Annotated in this window: 15 protein-coding genes; 5 read left to right on the top strand and 10 right to left on the bottom strand. The window is 35.2% G+C overall.

Annotated elements, in window-relative coordinates:
• Positions 1-23: 23 nt before the first annotated feature.
• A complete protein-coding gene (locus C8C87_RS00935; protein WP_121340806.1) occupies positions 24-1,106 on the bottom strand; it encodes a diphosphomevalonate/mevalonate 3,5-bisphosphate decarboxylase family protein in 1,083 nt (360 codons plus the stop codon).
• A 113-nt stretch (positions 1,107-1,219) separates the two neighbouring features.
• On the opposite strand from C8C87_RS00935, the gene C8C87_RS00940 reads away from it, so the two are divergent.
• Positions 1,220-1,696, top strand: a complete 477-nt coding sequence (locus tag C8C87_RS00940; protein WP_121340807.1) for a TspO/MBR family protein — start codon at positions 1,220-1,222, stop codon at positions 1,694-1,696.
• A 55-nt stretch (positions 1,697-1,751) separates the two neighbouring features.
• Here the strand turns inward: C8C87_RS00940 and C8C87_RS00945 are convergent, their stop codons facing one another.
• From C8C87_RS00945 to C8C87_RS00985, 9 genes are all read right to left on the bottom strand, one after another.
• Positions 1,752-2,492 carry a hypothetical protein gene (locus tag C8C87_RS00945; RefSeq protein WP_121340808.1) on the bottom strand — a complete coding sequence of 247 codons (741 nt, stop codon included), beginning with the start codon at positions 2,490-2,492 and terminating at the stop codon, positions 1,752-1,754.
• Between the two features lie 83 nt (positions 2,493-2,575).
• The gene (locus C8C87_RS00950) at positions 2,576-3,796 is read right to left on the bottom strand and encodes an NAD(P)/FAD-dependent oxidoreductase (protein WP_121340809.1); all 1,221 of its coding nucleotides are present in this window, start codon (positions 3,794-3,796) and stop codon (positions 2,576-2,578) included.
• Complete coding sequence (locus tag C8C87_RS00955; RefSeq protein ID WP_121340810.1) at positions 3,793-4,470, bottom strand: glycerophosphodiester phosphodiesterase family protein; 678 nt, start codon at positions 4,468-4,470, stop codon at positions 3,793-3,795. Before C8C87_RS00955 ends, C8C87_RS00950 begins: the two co-directional genes overlap by 4 nt.
• A gap of 81 nt (positions 4,471-4,551) precedes the next feature.
• Positions 4,552-6,210 (bottom strand): alpha-amylase family glycosyl hydrolase, encoded by a 1,659-nt coding sequence (locus tag C8C87_RS00960; protein ID WP_121340811.1) that lies wholly within the window; start codon positions 6,208-6,210, stop codon positions 4,552-4,554.
• A 79-nt stretch (positions 6,211-6,289) separates the two neighbouring features.
• Positions 6,290-8,095 (bottom strand): glycoside hydrolase family 13 protein, encoded by a 1,806-nt coding sequence (locus C8C87_RS00965; RefSeq protein WP_233549984.1) that lies wholly within the window; start codon positions 8,093-8,095, stop codon positions 6,290-6,292.
• 290 nt (positions 8,096-8,385) lie between these two features.
• The gene (locus C8C87_RS00970) at positions 8,386-10,689 is read right to left on the bottom strand and encodes a glycoside hydrolase family 65 protein (RefSeq protein ID WP_121340813.1); all 2,304 of its coding nucleotides are present in this window, start codon (positions 10,687-10,689) and stop codon (positions 8,386-8,388) included.
• A gap of 93 nt (positions 10,690-10,782) precedes the next feature.
• A complete protein-coding gene (gene pgmB / locus C8C87_RS00975; protein ID WP_099713678.1) occupies positions 10,783-11,442 on the bottom strand; it encodes a beta-phosphoglucomutase in 660 nt (219 codons plus the stop codon).
• On the bottom strand, positions 11,435-12,955 hold the full coding sequence (locus tag C8C87_RS00980; protein ID WP_121340814.1) for an MFS transporter: 1,521 nt from the start codon (positions 12,953-12,955) through the stop codon (positions 11,435-11,437). Before C8C87_RS00980 ends, pgmB begins: the two co-directional genes overlap by 8 nt.
• 191 nt (positions 12,956-13,146) lie before the next feature.
• Positions 13,147-14,169, bottom strand: a complete 1,023-nt coding sequence (locus C8C87_RS00985) for a LacI family DNA-binding transcriptional regulator (RefSeq protein WP_099713676.1) — start codon at positions 14,167-14,169, stop codon at positions 13,147-13,149.
• Positions 14,170-14,404: 235 nt separating this feature from the next.
• On the opposite strand from C8C87_RS00985, the gene C8C87_RS00990 reads away from it, so the two are divergent.
• The 4 genes from C8C87_RS00990 (at position 14,405) to C8C87_RS01005 (ending at position 23,055) form a co-directional block, all read left to right on the top strand.
• A complete protein-coding gene (locus C8C87_RS00990; RefSeq protein WP_121340815.1) occupies positions 14,405-17,344 on the top strand; it encodes a TonB-dependent receptor in 2,940 nt (979 codons plus the stop codon).
• 17 nt (positions 17,345-17,361) lie between these two features.
• Complete coding sequence (locus tag C8C87_RS00995; RefSeq protein WP_121340816.1) at positions 17,362-18,960, top strand: RagB/SusD family nutrient uptake outer membrane protein; 1,599 nt, start codon at positions 17,362-17,364, stop codon at positions 18,958-18,960.
• A 23-nt stretch (positions 18,961-18,983) separates the two neighbouring features.
• Complete coding sequence (locus C8C87_RS01000) at positions 18,984-20,096, top strand: SusE domain-containing protein (RefSeq protein ID WP_121340817.1); 1,113 nt, start codon at positions 18,984-18,986, stop codon at positions 20,094-20,096.
• Between the two features lie 70 nt (positions 20,097-20,166).
• Entirely contained in the window at positions 20,167-23,055 is a 2,889-nt protein-coding gene (locus tag C8C87_RS01005; RefSeq protein WP_121340818.1) for an alpha-amylase family glycosyl hydrolase, read from the top strand.

Genomic DNA, 23,055 nt, shown 5'->3' on the forward strand with positions numbered 1-23,055 from the left:
AATAAAGATAGGAAAAAAACAGATTAAATCAACGAAGCTCCATTTCCAATTTCGTCACAAATGTACTGACCATTTTGACAATAGCCAACTAATTCGTTCTTAATAAATTGTAAAACTGTTTCGGCCACATTTTCAGGATATAAAACATGCACATTTGCACCGGCATCCAGCGTGAAACAAACCGGAATTTTAGTCTCATTTCTAAATCTCCAAATCGCATTTATAATCTCCAAAGTGTTTGGTTTCATTAGTATAAAATAAGGCATTGAGGTCATCATCATAGCATGCAACGTCAAGGCTTCGCTTTCTACAATTTTGATAAATTCCTCTAAATTCCCACTTTCAAAAATGGTAATCAGTTGGTCCAAGTTTTCATGTGCTTGTGCAAATCGTCTTTCGGCAAAAGGATGGTTGTGCATTAAATCATGCCCAATGGTACTTGAAACCTGCTTTTCACCTTTGTCAACCAGTAAAATAGTATCTTGAAAATTCTTGAAATTAGTATGAATCGCATTTGGAAATTCTAGCCCAAATAAATCAGAACTTCCGGAGATATTTGCATGATTACCCCAAACCACTACTTGGCCTTTTACACTTCTGCAAGCGCTTCCTGAACCCAATCGCGCTAATAATGACGCTTTTTGATAGAAATATTCCTCGGTAATCTCAGGGTTTAACGCTTTTTCTAAACTCATCAAGTTCATCGCCAAAGCGGCCATTCCAGATGCTGACGAAGCAATTCCGGAACTGTGAGGAAAGGTATTCTCTGTATCAATTGTAAAATGGAAGTCTTTTAAAAACGGCAAATAAATTTCTATTCGCTCCAGAAATTTTTGAATTTTTGGCTTGAAATCTTCTTTTGGTTTCCCTTCAAAAAGTAAATCAAAGGAAAATGTACCGTCGTTTTCTTTTTTGGCGAAAGCCAATTTCGTTATCGTTTTGCAATTATTCAAGGTAAAACTCACCGAAGGATTGGCTGGAATTTGATTGTCCTTTTTTCCCCAATATTTTACAAGAGCAATGTTACTGGGCGCGCTCCATTGAAAATTTCCACTTTCAATCGAATGTGTATATTTTGATGGAATAAAATCGTTTGCTGAAATCATGAATGTATAAATTTACGCAAAGATACTTTTTTTGATTTACAAGCAGATTTGTTTATTTGTCGAATTGTACTAATCTTTTGATTAAATTTGGCTCACATTAGAAAAATATAAAAATGAATAAAATTACCCGAATATTAGCTGTTGTTGTTACGTGCCTTGCCATTGGATATTTCTCTGGAATTGTCACCCGTTCTGCTATCACTACTTGGTATCCAACTTTAGTAAAACCAAGTTTTAATCCGCCTAATTGGGTTTTTGCACCAGTTTGGAGTATGTTGTATGTGATGATGGGCGTTGCCGCAGGATTAGTTTGGGATAGAATTGAATCAGAAAAAGAAGTTGTAAAAAAAGCGTTAATTTTCTTTGCAATACAATTGGCACTAAATGCTTTGTGGTCGTATTTGTTCTTTGGTTTACACAATCCAATGTTAGCTGGATTAGAAATTATTGTATTGTGGTTGATGATTTTTGAAACTTACGTTCAATTTGCCAAAATCAATAAAATTGCAGGCTATTTATTACTTCCGTATTTGGCTTGGGTAAGTTTTGCCGCCGTTTTAAATGGAAGTATTTGGTGGTTGAATAGATAAGATCTCGTATTTCAGAAACTTACTTTTGTCTGGGTTGCAATGATATTTTAAAAGTTTATTTGCTTTTGAAATGTAATATTTTGAGACTCATAAATTCCTGAAGCGAAAGTACATTTTGTTGTTCAGCAATTATTTTTGACTTTGGGTCTTTGTTGCAGAAATCTAGAAATTTTCCAATTTCCTCGGGTTGAAGTTGTAATGTGTCGGTATAAAATTCTGGTTCGATTTGGGTTTTTGCAGCCTCTACAAAAGGCAGAACAGGACCTTTTACCTCTGTATCAGTATTCTTTTTCTGGAACAACTTAGCTATCATTCCGCCAATTCTCATTAAATTCATGCCGTTTTCAATGGTACCAGTATAAATGCCAGGATTTTTTAATGATTTAGCATTTTTTTCAAGAGCGTATTGATCTAGTTTGGCTTGTTCCCAATTAGCATCTTTACCAAGCTTTATGGACGGCATGCTTTGAACAACCACTTCTTTAAGCTCTTCTACTTTAGAAGATAAAGTTACTTTAAGAGCACCTTGGTTTAAGATTGCTACTGAAATTTTTATTTCTTTAATTTTATGATTTTTAGCAACAAAAACTAATACATCATTAATTTCAATGTTAATTGCAAACTTTCCATCAGTATCGGTCAAAATAACGGTTTTGGAGGTTGAATTGATTACTTCAACTTTGGTTGCAGCGGTTTTATCAAATAATACTTGTCCCTGAATGCGATTGCTAACTTGTGCTAGACCACTATGGTGAAGAAATAAAATAAAAAAGGAGGCGAGTAGTTTTGTTTTCATAAGTTTCTGATAATACGATAGTAAAGTTATCAGAATCTTCTTAAATAAAACTTACTGAAGTTTTAAACTCTTGTTAATTAAATTTAAATTGCATTAGCCACAATAAATCCGCTCGTCCATGCATTCTGAAAATTGAATCCGCCTGTAATGGCATCAATATTGACAATTTCACCAGCAAAATAAAGGTTTTCATGTAATTTGCTTTCCATTGTTTTGAAGTTAATTTCTTTTAAATCAATTCCGCCGGCAGTTACAAATTCTTCCTTAAACGTGCTTTTTCCGTTGACCTGAAAATTCCCATTCGTCAATTGATTGGCTAGATTTTGCAATTGTATTTTAGATAAATCGGCCCATTTTGTCTCCATTTCAATTCCGGAAGCGAGTACTAAACTTTCCCATAATCTATTGGTTAATTCGAAAGGAGATTTCTTTGAAACTGATTTTTTAGCGTGTTCCTGTTTTAATTCTTTTAGCTTTTTCTCGACATCGGAAGTGTCTTCATCATTCAACCAATTCACGAAAATAGTAAACTGATAATTTTTGTCATGCAAGATTCGGGCGCCCCAAGCCGAGAGTTTCAATATTGCGGGTCCGCTCATTCCCCAATGGGTAATTAACAACGGTCCTGTTGAAGTAAGTTTGGTGTCTTTTACTTTTACGGTTACTTGTGCCGCAACTCCGGGCAATTCTTTTATTCTGGAATCTTTGATGTTGAATGTGAATAGGGAAGGAACGGGGCTGACAACTGCGTGACCAAAATTCTGTAACATTTCCCAGACTTTAGGATTGCTCCCTGTGGCTAAAATTAGCTTTTCGGCAAGATAATTTTCAGTTTGGGTTTCAATTTTCCAAAAATTTTCTCCCGAAACTTCGGGATTGAAAATAGATTGTACACTTTGTCCCGTAAGCACTGCAATTCCTAGTTTTTGTGTTGCTTTTAGAAAACAATCAATAATTGTTTGAGACGAATTCGAAACGGGAAACATACGTCCGTCCGCTTCAATTTTGAGTTCTACGCCATGCTTCTCGAACCATTCAATGGTATCTCCAGAACAAAACTGATGAAAAGGACCGCGTAATTCTTTTTCGCCACGCGGATAAAACTTTACCAATTCATTCGGTTCAAAACAAGCGTGCGTTACGTTGCATCTTCCGCCACCGGAAATTCTAACTTTTTGCAATACTTCAGCTCCGCGTTCCAGAATTGCAACTTTTAATTTTGGATTTTTCTCCACAATATTAATCGCTGTAAAAAAACCTGCTGCGCCGCCGCCTACTATTATTATATCGAAATTCTGGTTCATATTCTATTTGGGAAATCAGTGATGATTCCGTTTACGTTGAATGTTTTTATTTTTTGAATGTCTTCTAATTCATTGATGGTCCACGGGAAAACCTGTAATCCTTTTTCCTGTATTTTTGCCGTGTTTTCTTTTGTCAATAAATGAAAATGCGGATGAATGGATTTTGCCTGAATGAATTTGGCGAAAGCCAAAGCCAAGTCTAAATCGGTTTCCGTTAAAACGCCAATTGGAATTTTATCATTTAAAAACGCCACTTGTTGCAGTGCATTCCAATCAAAACTGGAAATTAAAAACCGGTCGTATTTCCATCCTTTTTTAGTGACGTATTTTTCAATAAGCGAAACTACTTTATCGGTTGCCTCATGACTTTTGAGCTCAATATTGATAAAACAATCTTGGTTTACCAAATCAAAAACCTCCTTCAGAGTTGGGATTTGCTGCTCTCCATTTATTCTAAAGGCTTTCAATTCGCGCAAAGATAATGCATTTACAAAACCTTTTCCGTTGGTCGTTCGGTCAATAGATTCGTCATGAATAACAATTATTTCGCCATCAGCACTCAAATGCACGTCGAGTTCAATGCCGTCCACCTGCATGTCTAATGCTTTTTGGAACGAAATAAAGGTATTCTCGGGTTCATGTCCTTTTGCGCCACGATGTCCAATTTTGAGCATTTTCTTTTATTTTTTGGTAAAGGTAAACATAAAAAAAACGCCTTCATTTCTAAAGGCGTTTGGATTAAATTATTTTAAAAATTATTTTTTCAATTCCAATAAAACAATATCAAATTCAGTATTGATTGTCACTATTCCATTGGAAACGATTGCTTCTTTTCCGGAATAGGCATCTTTTAATGATGTGCCGTCTGCGAAAGTTGAATCTACAGCAAGTTCTTTTGTACCAATTACCAAATCCAATCCAACAACTACTTTATCTGTAAAATCTCCTTTAGAGAAAGTTCTGCTAAAAACATACGGTTGACCCGAAATTTGTTTGTGAATTCCTGCTCCAATCGAAGGATGGTTTCTTCTAAATTGACCTAATTTTTGCCAATGCAACAATGTTTTTTGAGTTTCAGGATTTGATTTGATAGCTTCCCAATTCATAAACGAACGCAAGGTAGCATCGCCTTTTGTTCCTTCGATAACTAAAGAACGAGCGCTTTCATCACCATAATATACTTGAGAAAGTCCAGGACTCAGTAATAATTTTGTTCCGCTTTCTATAGTTTTGGTACGATTTGCATCAAATGGTCCGCCGTCATCATGCGAAGACAAATAGTTCAAAACACTATATCCTTTCAAGTCATTGTTTAGCTTGTTTGAATATTTGGAGAATATAAATTCATAGTCTTTTTGTGCATCCCATTTGAATTCGAAATTGATCATGTTGTTGAAACCATTTTTAAAATAGTTTATTTTTTTGTCTCCAAAATCAAAATCTTGTCCGCCGCTGATACCATAATTGTACACTTCAGCAATGGTGTAAAAAGGATTGTTGTCTAAAACTTTTGTAGGATTGTTTTTCTTCCAAGTTGCAAAAGCATAATCACATTGGATCTTGAAATCAGCCCAAACCGTTTCATCGGTATGTTTTACCGTGTCGCCACGATAACCGTCAATTCCATAATCAGCAATATAATCCGTCAGCCATTTGATGATGTAATATTTTGGTGCTCTTGGATATCCCGTACGAGCAAAAAACGCATCAAGTTCTTTCATTTCTTGTTCGTAACGTCCTTCTTTTTTCCATTTTTCGATTAAAAAAGGAGGTAACGCTACCGCTTGATTGTTTTCTGTTTTTATATCCGGAAGATTAGAAACCAGCGTACACGCAGTTGTATTTTCAAACGATTTGTAATCGCAATTGGGTCCTGTTCGCACCCAGTCATTTGGCCAAACCGTATCTTCGGGAGTTACGGGACCGGTATGATTGATTACGCCATCAAGAATGATTCTGATTCCGTGTGCGTGTGCTTTTTGAACTAATGCAGCCAAATCTTCTTTTGTTCCAAAGTTAGGATCTAAGTTTGTCCAGTCTTTTGCCCAATAGCCATGAAAGCCATAACTTAAACCGGTTCCTTCGTCAACACCATCGTGGATTTGCTCCACTATTGGTGTAAACCAAATGGCATTGATTCCTAATTTATCAAAATAACCTTCGTCAATTTTTTGAGAAATCCCTTTGATATCGCCACCTTCAAAACCACGAAGTTTTCCCGTAGTTTTGGTTCTGTTGAAGTTTATATCATTTGAAGTGTCGCCATTATTAAAACGGTCTGTCATTAAGAAATAAACATTCGCTCCTTCCCAAACGAAAGGTGTTTTGTTACTCTCAGCAATTGTTTGTGTACTGGAGCAACTACTTATTATTGTCATGGTTAATAGTAAAAGTGGGATTGAATATTTTTTCATTTTTATAGCATTAAATGATTATTTTTTTTGAAACATATAAGGAATTATCAAATCGCTTAAATGCTTTACAAGGTTCAAATTACTTAAGTTCTAAAATCAAAACTGACTTAGGTTCTATTATAATTTCGTTTGTAACGTCAAATGTAAGTTCAGAAATTACATCTTTTCCAGTTTTAAAGTCTTTGATGTTTTCTTTGAAACGATGTGTATTGACAGTTTTGGTCTCATTACTGTTGTTCATTAAAATCATCACCGTTTCATCTTTGTTGTATCTAAAATAAACGTAGATGTTATTCTCCGGAATGTAGTGTGTCATTTTTCCAAAATGAACCGCCGCTTTTGTTTTTCTCCAATTGAATAATTTAGAAGTAAAATTAAAATAATCGCTTTGTCCCGGAGTTCTTCCTTCTTTGATGAAAGCATTGTTTTGATCGCCTTCCCAACCGCCAGGGAAATCTTGACGAATATCAGCATCGCCTTTGTTTTTATCACCGGCCATACCTATTTCGCTTCCATAATACAATTGAGGAATTCCACGAACGGTAGCCATCAAAGTCATTGCCATCTTGTATTTTCTGATGTCGTTTCCGTAGGTTTGATTGAAACGATTCGTGTCGTGATTTTCGACAAAAATCAACATATTATTGATGTTTGGATATAGAAAATCATTTGTAAAATTGTCATACATTTTTACCACTCCTTTGTCCCAAGTTCCTTCGTCTTCACTGAACGCTTTACTGGTTGCCTCATATAATGTAAAATCCATTACACTTGGTAAATACGAGTTGTAATTTTGTATTTCAGCGATTTTACTGTCTTTTTGCCAATACGCCATTTGCGCTTGACTTTGCATCCAAACTTCCCCTACAATATTAAAATTGGGATATTCATCGGTGATGGATTTTGTCCATTTTGCAATTCCTTTTGGGTCTGAATAATTATAAGTATCTACTCTAAATCCATCCAAATCGGCATATTCAATCCACCAAATCGCATTTTGAATCAGGTATTTTAAAGTCAGAGGATTCGTCAAATTTAAATCGGGCATCGATGGAACAAACCAACCGTCTATCGCGATTTTTTTATCAAATTTTGAAGCATTAGTGTCGTGGATAACCGTTCTTTTATGATTGGTTTGCGTGTAGGTTTCAAATTGATTAATCCATTCTTTCGTAGGTAAATCTTTCATCATCCAATGTTCAATTCCCCAGTGATTCGTCACATAATCCATTACCAGTTTCATGTCTCTTTTGTGCATTTCGGCAGCTAATCGTACATAATCAGCATTGGTCCCAAAACGTGGATCTATTTTATACACATCAGATTGACCGTAGGTATGATAGGAATGTTTGGCATCGTTATCTTCACAAAGAGGCGTACTCCAAATGGTCGTTGCGCCAAGTTCTGCTATATAATCCAAGTTTTTTATGATTCCTTCAATATCGCCACCGTGTCTTCCGCCCGGTAATTCTCTATTGTATTTTTCTTGGGTAGCAATTTCACTGTCGTTGTTTCTGTTTCCATTGGCAAAGCGATCCGGCATCAATAAATACATCATATCCGAAGAATCAAAGCTTTTGCGTTGCGCTGAATTTTCTCTTCTTTGGCGCAAGCTGTATTTTTGTGTAAACGTTTCTTTGTTATTGTTTTTAAAAGTAAAAACAAAATCAGAAGCTGCCACTTTTTTGGTGTCAATGGTGACAAAAATGTAGTTGGAGTTTTCCGTTCTTTTAACGTTAGTTATTTTTATGCCATTAGAAACCGTGACTTGGTATTGAGAAATGTCTTTGCCATAAAAAAGAATTTGCAGTTCTGGATTTTGCATTCCTGCGTACCAAAAAGGCGGTTCAATTTTGTCGATTTGAGCGTTTAAAGTTAAAGACATAAAAAAAAGGAATAAGGTTATTTTTTTTAGAAAGCTCCTATTTATGAACGGAAACGTACCTGTTTTATGCATTGTGAAATATATTTTATTGACATTTAGATTTTTCGCTAACTTAAAATAAAGTCTTTTACTTTAAAATAGTCAGTCGATTTTATAAAAATTGGAATCCTCAAATTTGAATTAAGAACAGTTATCAATTAAACAATCCCAATGTTATTGGGATTGTTAGTAAGCCTAGCGAGGCTTGGGATCAAGTGATAGAATTAACTACAAGTTCTAGCAATTGTTTATTATACCGTAACTAAATTCTCAGACTTAACGACTACAGACTGACCATTTACTATGATTTTCAATTCTTTGTCGCCATCAATTGAAAAAGTTGTTTCCTTATGGTTAATTGCTACTTTCAAAATTTGATTTCTGAAATTAATTTTAAACGAGTAACCTTCCCATTCTTTTGGAATTTTTGGAGAAAAATGAAGCGTATCTTCTTTAATTCTCATTCCGCCAAATCCTTCCACGATACTCATCCAAGTTCCGGCCATTGAGGTAATATGACAGCCTTCTTCCACTTCTTTATTGTAATCATCTAAATCCAGACGTGAAGTTCTCAAATAGAATGTGTACGCCATATCCATTTTGTCCAATAAAGCTGCTTGAATCGAATGCACGCAAGGCGAAAGTGAACTTTCATGAACGGTAAATGATTCGTAAAATTCAAAATTGTTTTTCAGTTCTTCTTTCGAAAAATGATCTTCAAAGAAATAGAAGCACTGCAAAACATCGGCTTGTTTGATGTACGGCGAACGTAAAATTCGGTCCCAAGACCATTTTTGATTGATTGGTCTTTGGCTTTTATCCAAATCAGCTACGCGAACTAATTCTTTGTCCAAGAAACCGTCTTGTTGCAAATACACGTTATGTTCTTCCGAAAAAGGGAAGTACATATTATCCGAAACTTTTTTCCAAGATTGTAATTCGGAATCCGAGATTTTTACTTTTTCCGTAATTCTTTTGTGATCTGAAGGATATTCCAGAGATACCTTTTGAATTTGTTCGTAGGTATATTCCAGACACCATTTTGCAATATAATTGGTGTAGAAATTATTGTTTACGTTGTTCTCATATTCATTTGGACCCGTAACTCCAAGAATTACATATTGGTTTAAATGAGTCGAAAAGTTGGCTCTTTGATGCCAAAAACGGGCAATTCCTATTAATACTTCCAGTCCTTTTTCAGGGATATAACTATAGTCGCCAGTGTATCTGTAAAAGTTATAAATGGCAAATGCAATGGCTCCGTTTCTATGAATTTCTTCAAAAGTAATTTCCCATTCGTTATGACATTCTTCCCCATTCATAGTTACCATCGGATACAAAGCAGCACCATTAGTAAATCCTAATTTAGCAGCGTTTTCAATGGCTTTATCCAATTGATTGTAGCGGTAGGTCAATAAATTTCGAGCTACTTCCTGATCTTTGGTCGCCATGTAAAACGGAATGCAATACGCTTCGGTATCCCAATAAGTCGATCCGCCGTATTTTTCTCCCGTGAAACCTTTTGGTCCAATGTTCAAACGAGAATCCTTTCCTAAATAGGTTTGGTTCAACTGAAAAATATTGAAACGAATTCCTTGTTGTGCTTTTACATCGCCATCAATTGTAATATCTGACATCTCCCAAATTTTTGCCCAAGCATCAATCTGGTCCTGCAACATTTTCTCGTATCCTAACGCTAATGCGGATTGAATCACTTTCTCCGCTGCAGTAACGGTGTTTTCATGGTTTAAAGAAACTGTGTAACCACCAATTTTTTGGATAGATGATTTTTGGCCTTGAGCCACAATTACATCATAACTAAATTGAATTTTATCAGAAGTTGCATCAATATTAGAGGGAGAAATAGCCGTTTTTTCACCATTAGACAAAATGCTATTTTGCATGAAAGTGGTTACTTTGAAATGTGTTTTGAACGTTTGTGCCGTTACAAAAGCTTCATTTACTGATTTTTTCACCTCAAGTGGTTCCCAGAATTTTTCTTCCCAGTTGGCATCTTCATTGGTTACGCCAGCATCAATATAAGGTTTGTACACTATTTTTGAATCTTTGTTCAAAGGTGTAATTTCGTAATTAATAACCCCAACTTCATCCAAAACAATAGAAAGAAAACGACGAATAGTAACTGCTATTTGAGTTCCGTTTTTCAATGTGGCTTCAAAAGAGCGATTGTACCAACCTTCTTTCATGTTCAACTCACGACGAAAATTTTTGACTTCGGTACAGGTATTCAAATCGAATTTTTCTCCGTTGATTTCGATGTCGATTCCAATCCAATTGGGAGCATTTAAAACTTTTGCAAAATATTCCGGATAACCGTTTTTCCACCAGCCCACTTTAGTTTTGTCCGGGTAATATATTCCTGCGATGTAACTTCCCTGGAATGTTTCTCCAGTATAATTTTCTTCAAAATTAGCACGTTGTCCCATTGCACCGTTCCCAATGCTGAACAAACTTTCAGATGATTTTACGCTCTCTACATCAAATCCTTCTTCTATGATTGACCAATTATCTGGTTTTATATAATCTTGATTCATTCTTTCCTTGTTGTTTAAAGTTTGAAAAATGTATGGTTTAAAGGTTCGATTTTATAGTTTTACCACAGTTTATGGAACCTCTTGTTTTTTATTCTATCTTTTTATTAAGTCTTCTATGAAGTTAGTATCAATTGCCGTGAAATCTTTAAAGATGTATTTTGCTTCATGCAAAATACCAGCTTCACCGATTCCTATACTAGTCATGTTTCCAATATTGGCCGCTTGAACTCCCGCCACTGAATCTTCAAAAACAAAAGCATCTTCCGGTTTTGTTTCTAATAATTTAGCTGCAATCAGGAAAACTTCAGGATCAGGTTTTGCATTGGTCACATCATTTCCATCGACAATAACATCAAAATAAGATAGTATTCCTGTTTTCTCCAGAATGGGTCTGGCATTTTTACTTGCAGAACCCAATGCTATCGGTTGATTTTTTTCTTTTAGAAATTTTAAAATTGGATATACTCCAGGAAGAATCTCGCTTTCGTCCATGTCAACTAAATAGGATAAATACTCTTCATTTTTTTGAAGTAACCATCGGTCTTTATCTTCTTGCGAAGCTTCCACTTTTCCTAATTCTAATATAATATCCAAAGAGCGCACACGGCTTACTCCTTTTAATAATTCATTATGTTCCAGTGTAAATTCAATATTTAACTCATTTGCGATTTTTTGCCACGCTAAATAATGGTATTTTGCTGTGTCAACAATTACTCCGTCCAGGTCAAATATGAATGCTTTTCTATTATTCATGAATTTCAATTTTTGTTCTGTTGTTTACTCTAAGGGTAAGTAAACCGGCAAATATCATCGATACTCCGCCAATTAATAATGCGTAAATAGGTTCGTTTTGAAAAAATTGTTTGACAATAAAACCTAAGATTGTTGCGGCAACAATTTGAGGAATAACTACGAAAAAGTTGAAAACTCCCATGTAATACCCCATTTTTGCTGCTGGTAAAGCGCCAGATAACATCGCATAAGGCATTGATAAAATGCTGGCCCATGCAATACCAACGCCTAACATTGGAATTAATAATAAATATTTGTCTCCAATAAAATAAATAGAAAGTAATCCTACACCACCAGAGCACAATGCCAGTAAATGTGTGGATCGAACCCCTACTTTTTTTGCTATTACAGGCAATAAAAAAGCAACTGCAGCAGCTACTCCATTGTAAACTGTGAAAAGAACTGATACCCAGTCAGCAGCATCATTGTATACTTTTGAAGTCGTATCCGTTGTTCCAAAAATATGTTGTGTAACGGCTTGTGTCGTGTAAATCCACATGGAAAAAAGTGCAAACCAAGAAAAGAATTGAACCCAAGCCAGTTTTTTCATTGTGGTGGGCATGTTCAATAAATCGGTCATGATGATCGTGAAACCATTTTTTATTTGGACAACCCTAAGTCTGGAGGTTACCATGAATAAGATTCCAATCACAATTAATCCGATAAATAAAATGTAGAGTTCTTTAGTAAGTTGGTTTTCGTAAATAATAAACGAAATGATGCTTCCTAACAAAGTCATTACAAGTCCTAGATTGAATTGTCTTTTGATATTCGCTTTGCTTTCAAATTCAGTTTCAATTGGAGCTATTTCTTTAGTGTCTTTGTCTTTTTGTTCAAAAGCTTCTAATTCTTCAGGAGAATATTCAGTAGATTTAAAAACAGTCCACAAAACCGCTAACAGAAAAACAACTCCTCCTATATAGAAGGACCATTTTACAGAATCTGGGATGATTCCTTCAGCTGCAGTATTGCTTACGCCAAAAACATTTGTGAAAATGTAAGGCAGTAAGGAACCGACAACGGCTCCCAATCCAATGAAAAAACTTTGCATCGCAAAACCTAAAGTTCGCTGCTTTTCGGGTAGATTATCCCCAACAAAGGCGCGGAAAGGTTCCATCGAAATGTTGATTGAGGCATCCATCATCCATAATGTTCCAGCGGCAATCCACAACGAAGGTGAATTGGGCATTATAAACAAGGCTATTGATGATAAAATGGCACCTATCAGAAAATAAGGTCTGCGTCGGCCTAATCTGGTCCAAGTTCTATCGCTAAAATAACCAATTATAGGTTGGATAATTAAACCGGTAACAGGAGCAGCAATCCATAAAATAGGGATTTCATCAACCTTTGCACCTAATGTTTCAAAAATTCTTGAAGTGTTTGCGTTTTGCAGTGCAAAACCAAATTGTATTCCTAGAAAACCGAAACTCATGTTCCAAATTTGCCAGAAACTTAATTTACGCTTTTCCATTATCGTAATTTAAAAAAATTAATACGATAAGCGCTATGCTTATCAAAACTTATCTTATTTTCGAAGTAAAAGTTGAAGCTTTGAATGGGTAAATATAAAAATATATTTCAAACATTTGTTTCTCATAAAAAAATTAAAGGAAACATTTTCAACTACAAGGTTGTAGTAATGAATAAACTAACAAATAAAAATTAATTAGTTGATTCTCTTTCTATCAAATGGGTTTCAATTACTTCAGTTTTATAGTTTTCGTCCTCTTCGTCTTCTTCAGATTCGAGTCTTTCAATTAGCATTTTTGCGGCTTTATTTCCCATTTTTATTCCACTCTGGCTTACGGTAGTAATAGTAGGTGTAGAATATTTGGAAATTATACCATCTGTAAAAGCAATAACCGCTAAATCATTTGGCACATTCAGTCCTATTTTATTAGCTGTTTTGATTATAGTAACTGCAAAAAGTTCATTTACAGCAAAAACGGCATCAATAGCTTTGTCTTCCAATAGTTTTCCAATGGTGATTTCGCAGGTATCAATGTCTTCAATTTTGATGATTAGGTCTTCATTAAAAGGTATTCCGTTATCCAGAAGTGCTTTAGTGTAGCCATCAGTCCTTAGTTTTCCTACGCTTACATAATCAACGGTGGTAACCAGGGCGATTTTTTTTCGTCCTTTATCAATCAAGCTTTGAACAGCTTCATAAGCCGCATATTTATCGTCTATAATTACTTTGTCGCAAAGGATATCATTGGTAACTCTGTCAAACATCACAACGGGCATTCCTTGATTGATGACTTCGGTAATATGATGGAAATCGCCTCTGAATTGGGTTTCTTTTGAAAGCGACATGATAAAACCATCAATGCTGCCATTAGCCAGCATTTCCATATTTAAGACTTCTTTGTCAAAGGAATCGTCTGACAGACAGATGATAACGCTATATCCATTTTCATTTGCAACCTGTTCGATTCCGTTAATAACTGTTGAAAAGAAATGGTGGACTATTTCTGGAATAATGATTCCAATGGTTTTGGTTTTTCTGTTTTTTAAACTAAGTGCAATATTGTTTGGCTTGTAGTGGTAAAATTTAGCAAATGCTTGAACTTTTAGTCTAGTTTCTTCACCTATTTCGAGGCTATTTCTCAAAGATTTTGAAACGGTAGAAATGGATACATCTAATTCTTTTGCAATTTGTTTAAGCGTTATTTTCCTTTTCATGGTGAAGATATGGTAAAAAATTATTTCTTAATAAAGATAAAATTAAATTTTATAAATGGTAATTAAACTGATAAAAATTTATGTAAATCAGAAAGTTTTCAACACTATTACGTTTTCGTAAGTCAAATAAAAAGGGGCCTTGTCGAGCGTGACTAAATTTACATAAATTTAACATTCGAAGTAATAGTTAAGGTTGAAAACTCAACAAAAAATTAAATTAATTTAAACAAAAAGTATGAAAACAATTTATAAAAAGTTGTTAATTTTATTACTGCTACTCCCTTTTAGTATTCTGGCTCAGAATACTGTTGGCGGAACTGTTCTTGATAAAGTGTCAGGACAGCCAATTCCGGGGGTAAATGTAAATGTACAAGGTGCCGCTAATGGTGTTTCTACTGATTTTGATGGTAAATATCTGTTATCTAATGTTAAGAAAGGTGATAAAGTAGTATTTTCTTATATCGGATATAAAAATACTGTAGTGGATTATGTTGCCCAAAAATCATTAAACGTTTCTTTAGAAGAAGATGCGAATCAATTAAAAGAAGTTGTAATCCAAGTAGGATACGGAACAGTTAAGAAGAAAGATGCTACAGGAGCTGTAACGGTATTGACAACTAAAGATTTTAATAAAGGACCTGTAACTTCTGCGGATCAAATGATTCAAGGTAAAGTTGCTGGTTTGCAAATTATCAATGGAGGAGGTTCTCCAGGTGAAGGTGCTACAATTAGAATTAGAAGTGGGTCTTCTTTATCTGCAAATAACGATCCTTTATATGTAATTGATGGTGTGCCAGTTGCTGCTGGTGGAGTAGAAGGAAGTAGAAATCCATTGTCTACAATCAACCAAAATAACATCGAATCTATATCTGTTTTGAAAGATGCTTCGGCGACTGCAATTTATGGTTCTCGTGCTTCTAATGGGGTAATTATCATTACTACCAAAAAAGGAAAAGCAGGTGATTTACAAGTAAATTATAACGGAAATTTTCAAGTATCTGAAATCACAAATAAAGTGGATGCTTTGTCAAGTACTCAATTTAGAGATTTCGTAACGGCTAATGGTAATGCTGCACAAATAGCTTTGATGGGTGCTGCTGATACAGATTGGCAAGATGAGATTTACAGAACGGCTATCGGTACAGATCATAATATTTCATTAAGTGGTGGTTCTGATAATATAGTATACAGAGCTTCTGTAGGGTATGCTAATTTAAATGGTATTTTGAAAAGAGATAACATGGAGAGAACAACATTAGGTGTTGGTGTAACAGGTAATTTCTTGGACAATCATTTAAAAATCGAATTGAACAATAATACGTCAGTTATAAACAGTAATTATAGTGACCGAGGTGCTATTGGATCCGCTATTCGTTTTGACCCAACTCAGGTTGTAAGAAATCCTGACGGTACCTTTTTTCAATGGTATACTTCTGCTACTGAAATCAATCAATTGGCTGGAAGAAATCCATTGTCTTTGATTGAACAACAAAATAATTATGGTACTTCATACAGAAGTATTGGAAACATCCAAACGGAATATAAAATGCATTTTTTACCAGAGTTGAAAGCGGTTGCTAACTTTGGTTATGATGAATTAAGTGGTAGATCTTTCGGTAATACCGACGCTAATTACTTAAATGGTTTGTCAGGTTCTGGATATAACAATAGCTATGAAAGAACACAATCTCGTTCGAATAAGTTGATGGATTTATTTTTAAATTACAATAAAAAAGTAGAAGCTATTAATACTGTTTTTGATGTGACTGGAGGATATTCGTATCAAGATTTTAGAGAGTTTTATAATTCTTCAAATTTTGAATTTCAGACTAAAAACACAACTTCACCACCATCTTTTCCATCACGTATTAACTTGCAATCTTTCTTTGCAAGAACAAATATTACTATCGCTGACAAGTATTTATTGACATTGTCTTACAGACGTGATGGAACTTCAAGATTTACAGAAACTAATCGTTGGGCAAATTTCCCTGCTGTTGCTTTAGCTTGGAAATTGAATGAAGAAAACTTTTTGAAAGATGTGTCTGCTATATCTACATTAAAAATCCGTGGAGGTTGGGGTATTACCGGACAACAGGATATTGGAGTTAGTTACCCATCTATTCCATTGTATTTAGCATCTAATACAGCTGCTCAATACCAGTTTGGAAGTGATTTTTATACTACATACAGACCACAACCGTATAACAGTAACTTGAAATGGGAACAAACTACTACTGTAAATGCAGGTTTAGATTTTGGATTTGTGAACAATAGAATTACAGGTAGTGTTGATTTATACGAAAGAACTACTGAAGATTTATTATTGTACACTCAAAACCCATCATTCTTTGGATTCTCTAATTATGATAATTACAACGTAGGTACAATCGAAAATAAGGGAATTGAAATTGCTGCAGAAGTTATTCCTGTTCGTAATGACGATTTTGAATGGAGAATTGGTGGAAACATAACATTCCAAGATTCTAAAATTACTAAGTTGACGACTACACAACCTAATACTCCGGGTATTAATATTGGAGGGTATGAAGGTGCTACAGGAAACACGATTCAAAATCACCAAGTAGGATATGCGCCAAGTTCATTTTATGTATATGAGCAAGCGTATGGTGTAGATGGAAAACCTTTAGATGGTGTGTATATCGACAGAAATAAAGACGGATTGATTACACAACAAGATAAATACCGTTTTCACAAACCTGCAGCTGATGTTTTTTACGGTTTCAATACAAGTGTAACCTACAAAAACTTTGATATGGGAATGAACTGGAGAGGATCTTGGGGTAACTATAATTACAACAACGTAGATTCAAGCAAAGGTTCTTTCAATAACATTTTGATCAGAAATACAGATTTATCAAACGGTGTTGAAAACCTTTTGGAAACAGGATTTAGATCAAATGACACAAAACGTTTCGAATCTGATTACTACATTCAAGATGCTTCTTTTATTAGATTGGATAACGTAAGTGTTGGATATACTTTCAATCAAAAAGAGAATTCTACTTCATTAGTTAAATTGACATTATCAGCTCAAAATGTTTTGGTAATTACTAAATATGAAGGATTAGATCCAGAAATTTCTGGAGGTATTGATGGAAATTTATACCCACGACCAATTACTTTCACGTTAGGTTTAAACGTTAATTTCTAATACAAATAACAAGAAAAATGAAAAAGACACAAATAAAATTATTGGGTATTTCTTTGTTACTGTTGGTGATGTTATTCCCATCGTGTACAGATGATTTGAACCAAGTCCCGGATAGCGCAAATGCAATTCCAGGTGAAGAATTTTTTAGCACGCCAGAGTCGTACAAACAATATCTGGCTAAGTTATACGCAGGATTTGCTACTTCAGGTCAAACTGCAGCTGGTTCTCCTGATATCTCTGGAATTGATGAAGGAGAAAGTCAATATATCAGAGGGTATTGGTTAATGCAAGAATTAACTACAGACGAGGCTGTTATCGGTTGGAATGACGGAACAATAAAAGATCTTCACAATCAGACATGGACTTCTTTAGACCGTTTTATCACGGCTACATTTGCTCGTTTCTCTTTTCAAATTGTAAACTGCAATGAGTTTTTAAGACAAACTACAGATGAGAAATTAGCATCTAGAGGTCTTGATGCTGCTTTAATAGCAGAAATTAAAACGTACAGAGCAGAAGCACGTTTCTTAAGAGCATTGACATATTGGCACTTAATCGATATGTTTGGTGGTGGATCTTTGGTGACTGAAAATTCTCCAAGTACATTCTTTTACCCAGAGTATGCTACAAGAGCTGAATTATACAAGTTTGTTGATGAGGAATTAACAGCAATTACACCTGAATTGAAAGCTGCAAAAACCAATGAAGCGTATCGTGTAGACCAAGCAGCAGCTTGGATGTTACAAGCTAAATTGTATATGAATGCGAAAGTATATATTGGTACTGATAACTACGCAGGAGCATTGCCATTAATTACTAAAGTGATAGGGTCAGGTTATGCTTTGCATACTAATTACAACCAATTGTTTTTTGCTGACAATGATAGAAATGGAGCTCAAAACGAATTCATTTTTGCAATTGCTTTTGATGGTCTTAAAACTCAAACTTATGGTGGAACTACTTTCTTGACGCATGCACCAGTTGGTGGTACTATGAAAGCTTCTGAATTTGGAATCAATGGTGGTTGGGCTGGAGTCAGAACAACATCGGCATTTGTAGATAAGTTTAGTGCCAATACTACTGACACAAGAGGGCAATTCTATACGGATGGACAAACGAAAGAAATCGTTGATATTAGTTCATTTACTGATGGGTATGCTATTCAAAAATTTAGAAATGTAGATGTTAATGGTGTTTCTGGTTCAGATAAGGCAGGGAATTTTTCTGATTCTGATTTTCCAATGTTCCGTTTGGCAGATGCTTATTTAATGTACGCTGAGTGTGCGGTAGTTGGTAAAGTGGGTGATCTTGGAACTGCTAGAGGATATCTAAATGCTTTGAGAACCAGAGCAAATGCTTCAACGATAGCTACTCTTACTGCTGATGCTACGGGTGCAAACTTAGTTCTTGACGAAAGAGCAAAAGAACTTCACTGGGAAGGTCACAGAAGAACGGATTTAATTCGTTTTGGTAAATTTTCAGGCGGTAGTTATATATGGCCTTGGAAAGGAAATGTAGCTGGTGGAGCACCAACTCAAGCGTTTAGAAATTTATTTCCTATTCCTGCTACTGCATTATCATCAAACAGTAAATTACAACAAAACCCTGGATATTAATAATATTTAAAATAAATAGAAAAATGAAAAATATAACTAAATCAGTAATTGCTTTATTCGCGATACTTGCCTTGTCTTGTAGCGTTGAAGATGTAGAAGATAGACCAGTAATTCAAGGAGTTGATACTCCTGAATTAGTTGCGCCTGAAAATGATAAATCATATGTATTACTTGAAGAAAATGCTGATGATGTTGCAGAGCGTTTTGTTTGGACCAAAGCAACTTATGGTGGCGATGTTGAGATAGGATACAAACTTTTAATCGATGTTAAAGGGGGCGATTTTACAAAAGCAATTGAATTAGGAGGAACTTCTGGTGCAACTCAACTCGAAGTTACTGTAAAAACCTTAAATCAAGCAGTAATTGAGTTAGGTGGTATACCTGATCAATTAGGATCTTATGATATAAAAGTAATGTCAAGCCTTGCAGGAGTTGAAAAAATGATGTCTGAAACACCATTGACTATTTTAGTTAATGCGTATACAGGATTAGTGCCATACGCATTTACAGATTGGTATTTAATTGGCGCAGCTGTTGAAGGTGGTTGGGATAATAATGTTGATACGAAACACCAACCTATGTTTAGAGGTGGAACGAATCCAAGTATTTATAAATTTACAGGGTACTTTACTCAAGGAAATTTTAAGCTAATTTCTGAAAAAGGGAGTTGGGCTTCTCAATTAGGGAATGCAGGAAATAATACAATTGAAATTAAAGATAATGCAGGTGAATTTACAATTTCAGCTTCAGGATACTACACTTTTACATTTAATGTTGAAACGTTAGCTTACACTTTAGTTCCTTATAACGCTTCTGCGGCATCAGTTTATTCAAGAATAGGTTTCTTAGGTTCATCAAGAACTGGTTCTGATGTAGGTTGGTCTGGAGATGATTCAGAAATGACTGTGTCAGCATTTAGTCCTCATGTTTGGACACTAAGTATTTCTCTATTTGACGGTAAAGGGAAATTTAGAGCAAACAATGCTTGGGATACTAATTGGGGAGGAGATACGGAATTTTCAGGGTTTACTGGTAATGGTGCTAGTGGAGGAGATATTCCAGTTGCAAAATCAAAATACAAAATTTATTTCAATGATTTAGATGGTAGTTATTTGATGTTGCCAAATCAAGAATAATTTATTTCAAAATATTTAAAGGCTATCTCATAGGTAGCCTTTTTCTATCTAATTTAATTAACACTAAACCATGAAAAAAACTATACTTTTTTTATTGTTTTTCCTTTCAATTGTCGCTTCAGCTCAGCAACAAACAATCGCTTATACCATAAGCCCAGCTACTTTTGAAGAAACGACATCTATTACCATTACCATCAATGGGAATAATGTAAATGAAGCAACTTGGGGAGTTACCGGAAACGCATTATACATGTGGACTTGGTCTTTTGACATCAATGATGCAAACAGTATTGATTGTCCTACTAACGGTACATGGACTGCGTCCAACGAAGCGAATAGGTTTGCTTACAACTCCGTTACGAATACCTATACTAAAACATTTACTCCAAATACCTTTTACAATAGAAATGGAATAGGTAAAATAGGTTTTCTTATTAAAGCTAAGGATGGAACAGGAGATAAAAAATCGCAAGATAATTTTGTTGAAGTTGGTGCCTACCAAGTGACACTAACTGCTCCGGCTGAAAATAGTTCCACAATTATTGCTTCAGGCGGAAGTTTGACTATTTCAGCTACTAATACCGGTGGAAATGCCAGTTATGTATTGAAAGCAAATGGCACAAATTTAAATACAAATGCTGCCACTTCCAGTTATTCCTATAATCATACGAATATTACAGGGAACCAAAATTACGAGCTGCAGGTTACTCAGGGAACAACCGTAATCACTAAAAAGTTCGGTGCTGTAGTCAATCCGGGTACGGTTAGTGAGTCAATGCCAGCAGGTTTATTAGATGGAATCAATTATAATGCTGCTGATGCCACAAAAGCAACTTTGGTTTTAGACGCTCCGTTCAAAGATTTTGTTTATGTAGCAGGAAGTTTCAACAGCTGGCAGCCTACGGCTTCTTATGCTATGAAAAAAGATCCTGTTTCTGGTAAGTTTTGGTTAGAATTAACTGGATTAGTTTCAGGAACAAATTATACGTATCAGTATTGGGTCGTTGATGCTACACCTATTGCAGGCACGCCTTCTTTAGTGAAAACTGCCGATCCGTATTCGACTCTAGTTTTGTCTCCTAATGATGATCCTTTTATTCCAGCTTCTACTTATCCAAATCTTCCGGTTTATCCAGTAGGTCAAGACAGAGAAGTAACGGTATTGCAAACAGGAAAAACGCCTTACGCTTGGAGTAGCGCTACAACTAATTTTGTTAAACCTGCTAAAGAAAAACTGGTTGTTTATGAATTGTTGGTTCGTGATTTTGATGCCAATAGAAGCTATCAAGACTTGATTAATAAAATCGATTATTTCAAAAATTTGAAAATAAATGCGATTGAATTAATGCCTGTAATGGAATTTGAAGGCAATGAAAGTTGGGGTTATAATACCTCTTTTCACATGGCTTTGGACAAATTCTATGGAACTTCTGATAAGTTGAAAGAGTTTGTGGACTTATGCCATCAAAACGGAATTGCGGTAATTCTTGATGTAGCATTGAATCATGCTTTTGGAAGAAATCCAATGCTTCGTATGTGGATGAATGATCCTGACGGAGATGGTTGGGGTTCTCCTTCAACTGAAAACCCTTATTTTAATACAACGGCAATGCACAGTTATAGTGTGGGTGAGGATTTTAACCATCAACAACCCAGAACGCAAAACTATGTGCAGCGTGTCATTAAACAATGGGTAGAAGAATATAAAATTGACGGATTTCGTTGGGATTTAACCAAAGGATTTACTCAGAACTGCCCTGCTAATGTTACTGGTGGTCAAGAAGCTTGTACCGGAGTTAAACAACAAGATAGAGTAGATGTATTGCGAAAATATGCGGATTATTCTTGGAGTTTAGACCCAACACATTATACTATTTTTGAGCACTTGGGTAATGATGATGAAGAGCAACTTTGGGCAAATTACAGAATTAATGAAACGCCAAGTAAAGGAATTATGATGTGGGGAATAATGACCGGTCAATACAATGAATTGTCTATGGGGTTTGCCGGAAATATTTCTCGTATGAACAGTACGAGCAGAGGTTTTACCACAAATAGATTGATGGGTTATGCCGAAAGTCATGATGAAGAACGATTAATGTATAAAAATTTACAATTCGGGAATAGTATTAATGCTGCCCATAATGTAAAAACATTAAATGTAGCTTTGTCTAGAATGTCAGCAATTGGAGCTGTTTCTTTATTGGTTCCAGGACCAAAGATGATTTGGCATTTTGGGGAACTAGGTTGGGAAAATTCTATTTTTGCCTGTAACAATGGAACGGTAAATACTTCGTCCGATGCTACTTCTGGGGATTGTAAATTAGATACCAAACAGCAACCGCAATGGGTTACTAATTGGCTTGGAGATACCAATAGAAGTAAAATTTATAACGATTGGTCCAAAATGATTACGATGAAAACTGTAGAGCCTGTTTTTTCAGGAACTGCAACCATATCGAATACTAGTTCCTTGTATCCAAATATCAAAATTACCAATAGCGTTTTGGCTTCAAGCCAACTTAAAGATGTTTTGATCTTGGCTAATTTTAATGTAACCACACAAAATGTAGCAACTGGATTTCCTTATACCGGTGAGTGGTACAATTTGATGGACAATACAACAATCACGGTGACTAATGTAAATGATCCGATAACAATTCCGGCTGGTGAATACCGAATCTATGGAAACAAAACGGCCTCTTTGGCAATAGTCGATTATGAAAAAACACCAACTGTTTTGTTGTATCCAAATCCGGCTTCGAGTTATTTTACTTTAAATGCTGCAACTTCCAAAGTTCAAATTTTTTCTATAACAGGACAATTGGTAAAATCGTTTGATGCAAATCAATCTGAAGGGAATCAATATATAATTAGTGATTTGAATCAAGGTTTTTATATAGTAAAAGCGTATGATGAGAATAATGGAGTTCAGGTATTGAAGTTCATTAAGGAATAG

Source organism: Flavobacterium sp. 120 (assembly GCF_003633605.1).
In the GTDB taxonomy this organism is placed as follows: Bacteria; Bacteroidota; Bacteroidia; order Flavobacteriales; family Flavobacteriaceae; genus Flavobacterium; species Flavobacterium algoritolerans.

Coding starts and splice junctions, on each gene's coding strand:
- C8C87_RS00935 (WP_121340806.1), bottom strand. CDS start 1,106: ATGATTTCAGCAAACGATTTTATTCCATCAAAATATACACATTCGATT.
- C8C87_RS00940 (WP_121340807.1), top strand. CDS start 1,220: ATGAATAAAATTACCCGAATATTAGCTGTTGTTGTTACGTGCCTTGCC.
- C8C87_RS00945 (WP_121340808.1), bottom strand. CDS start 2,492: ATGAAAACAAAACTACTCGCCTCCTTTTTTATTTTATTTCTTCACCAT.
- C8C87_RS00950 (WP_121340809.1), bottom strand. CDS start 3,796: ATGAACCAGAATTTCGATATAATAATAGTAGGCGGCGGCGCAGCAGGT.
- C8C87_RS00955 (WP_121340810.1), bottom strand. CDS start 4,470: ATGCTCAAAATTGGACATCGTGGCGCAAAAGGACATGAACCCGAGAAT.
- C8C87_RS00960 (WP_121340811.1), bottom strand. CDS start 6,210: ATGAAAAAATATTCAATCCCACTTTTACTATTAACCATGACAATAATA.
- C8C87_RS00965 (WP_233549984.1), bottom strand. CDS start 8,095: ATGTCTTTAACTTTAAACGCTCAAATCGACAAAATTGAACCGCCTTTT.
- C8C87_RS00970 (WP_121340813.1), bottom strand. CDS start 10,689: ATGAATCAAGATTATATAAAACCAGATAATTGGTCAATCATAGAAGAA.
- pgmB (WP_099713678.1), bottom strand. CDS start 11,442: ATGAATAATAGAAAAGCATTCATATTTGACCTGGACGGAGTAATTGTT.
- C8C87_RS00980 (WP_121340814.1), bottom strand. CDS start 12,955: ATGGAAAAGCGTAAATTAAGTTTCTGGCAAATTTGGAACATGAGTTTC.
- C8C87_RS00985 (WP_099713676.1), bottom strand. CDS start 14,169: ATGAAAAGGAAAATAACGCTTAAACAAATTGCAAAAGAATTAGATGTA.
- C8C87_RS00990 (WP_121340815.1), top strand. CDS start 14,405: ATGAAAACAATTTATAAAAAGTTGTTAATTTTATTACTGCTACTCCCT.
- C8C87_RS00995 (WP_121340816.1), top strand. CDS start 17,362: ATGAAAAAGACACAAATAAAATTATTGGGTATTTCTTTGTTACTGTTG.
- C8C87_RS01000 (WP_121340817.1), top strand. CDS start 18,984: ATGAAAAATATAACTAAATCAGTAATTGCTTTATTCGCGATACTTGCC.
- C8C87_RS01005 (WP_121340818.1), top strand. CDS start 20,167: ATGAAAAAAACTATACTTTTTTTATTGTTTTTCCTTTCAATTGTCGCT.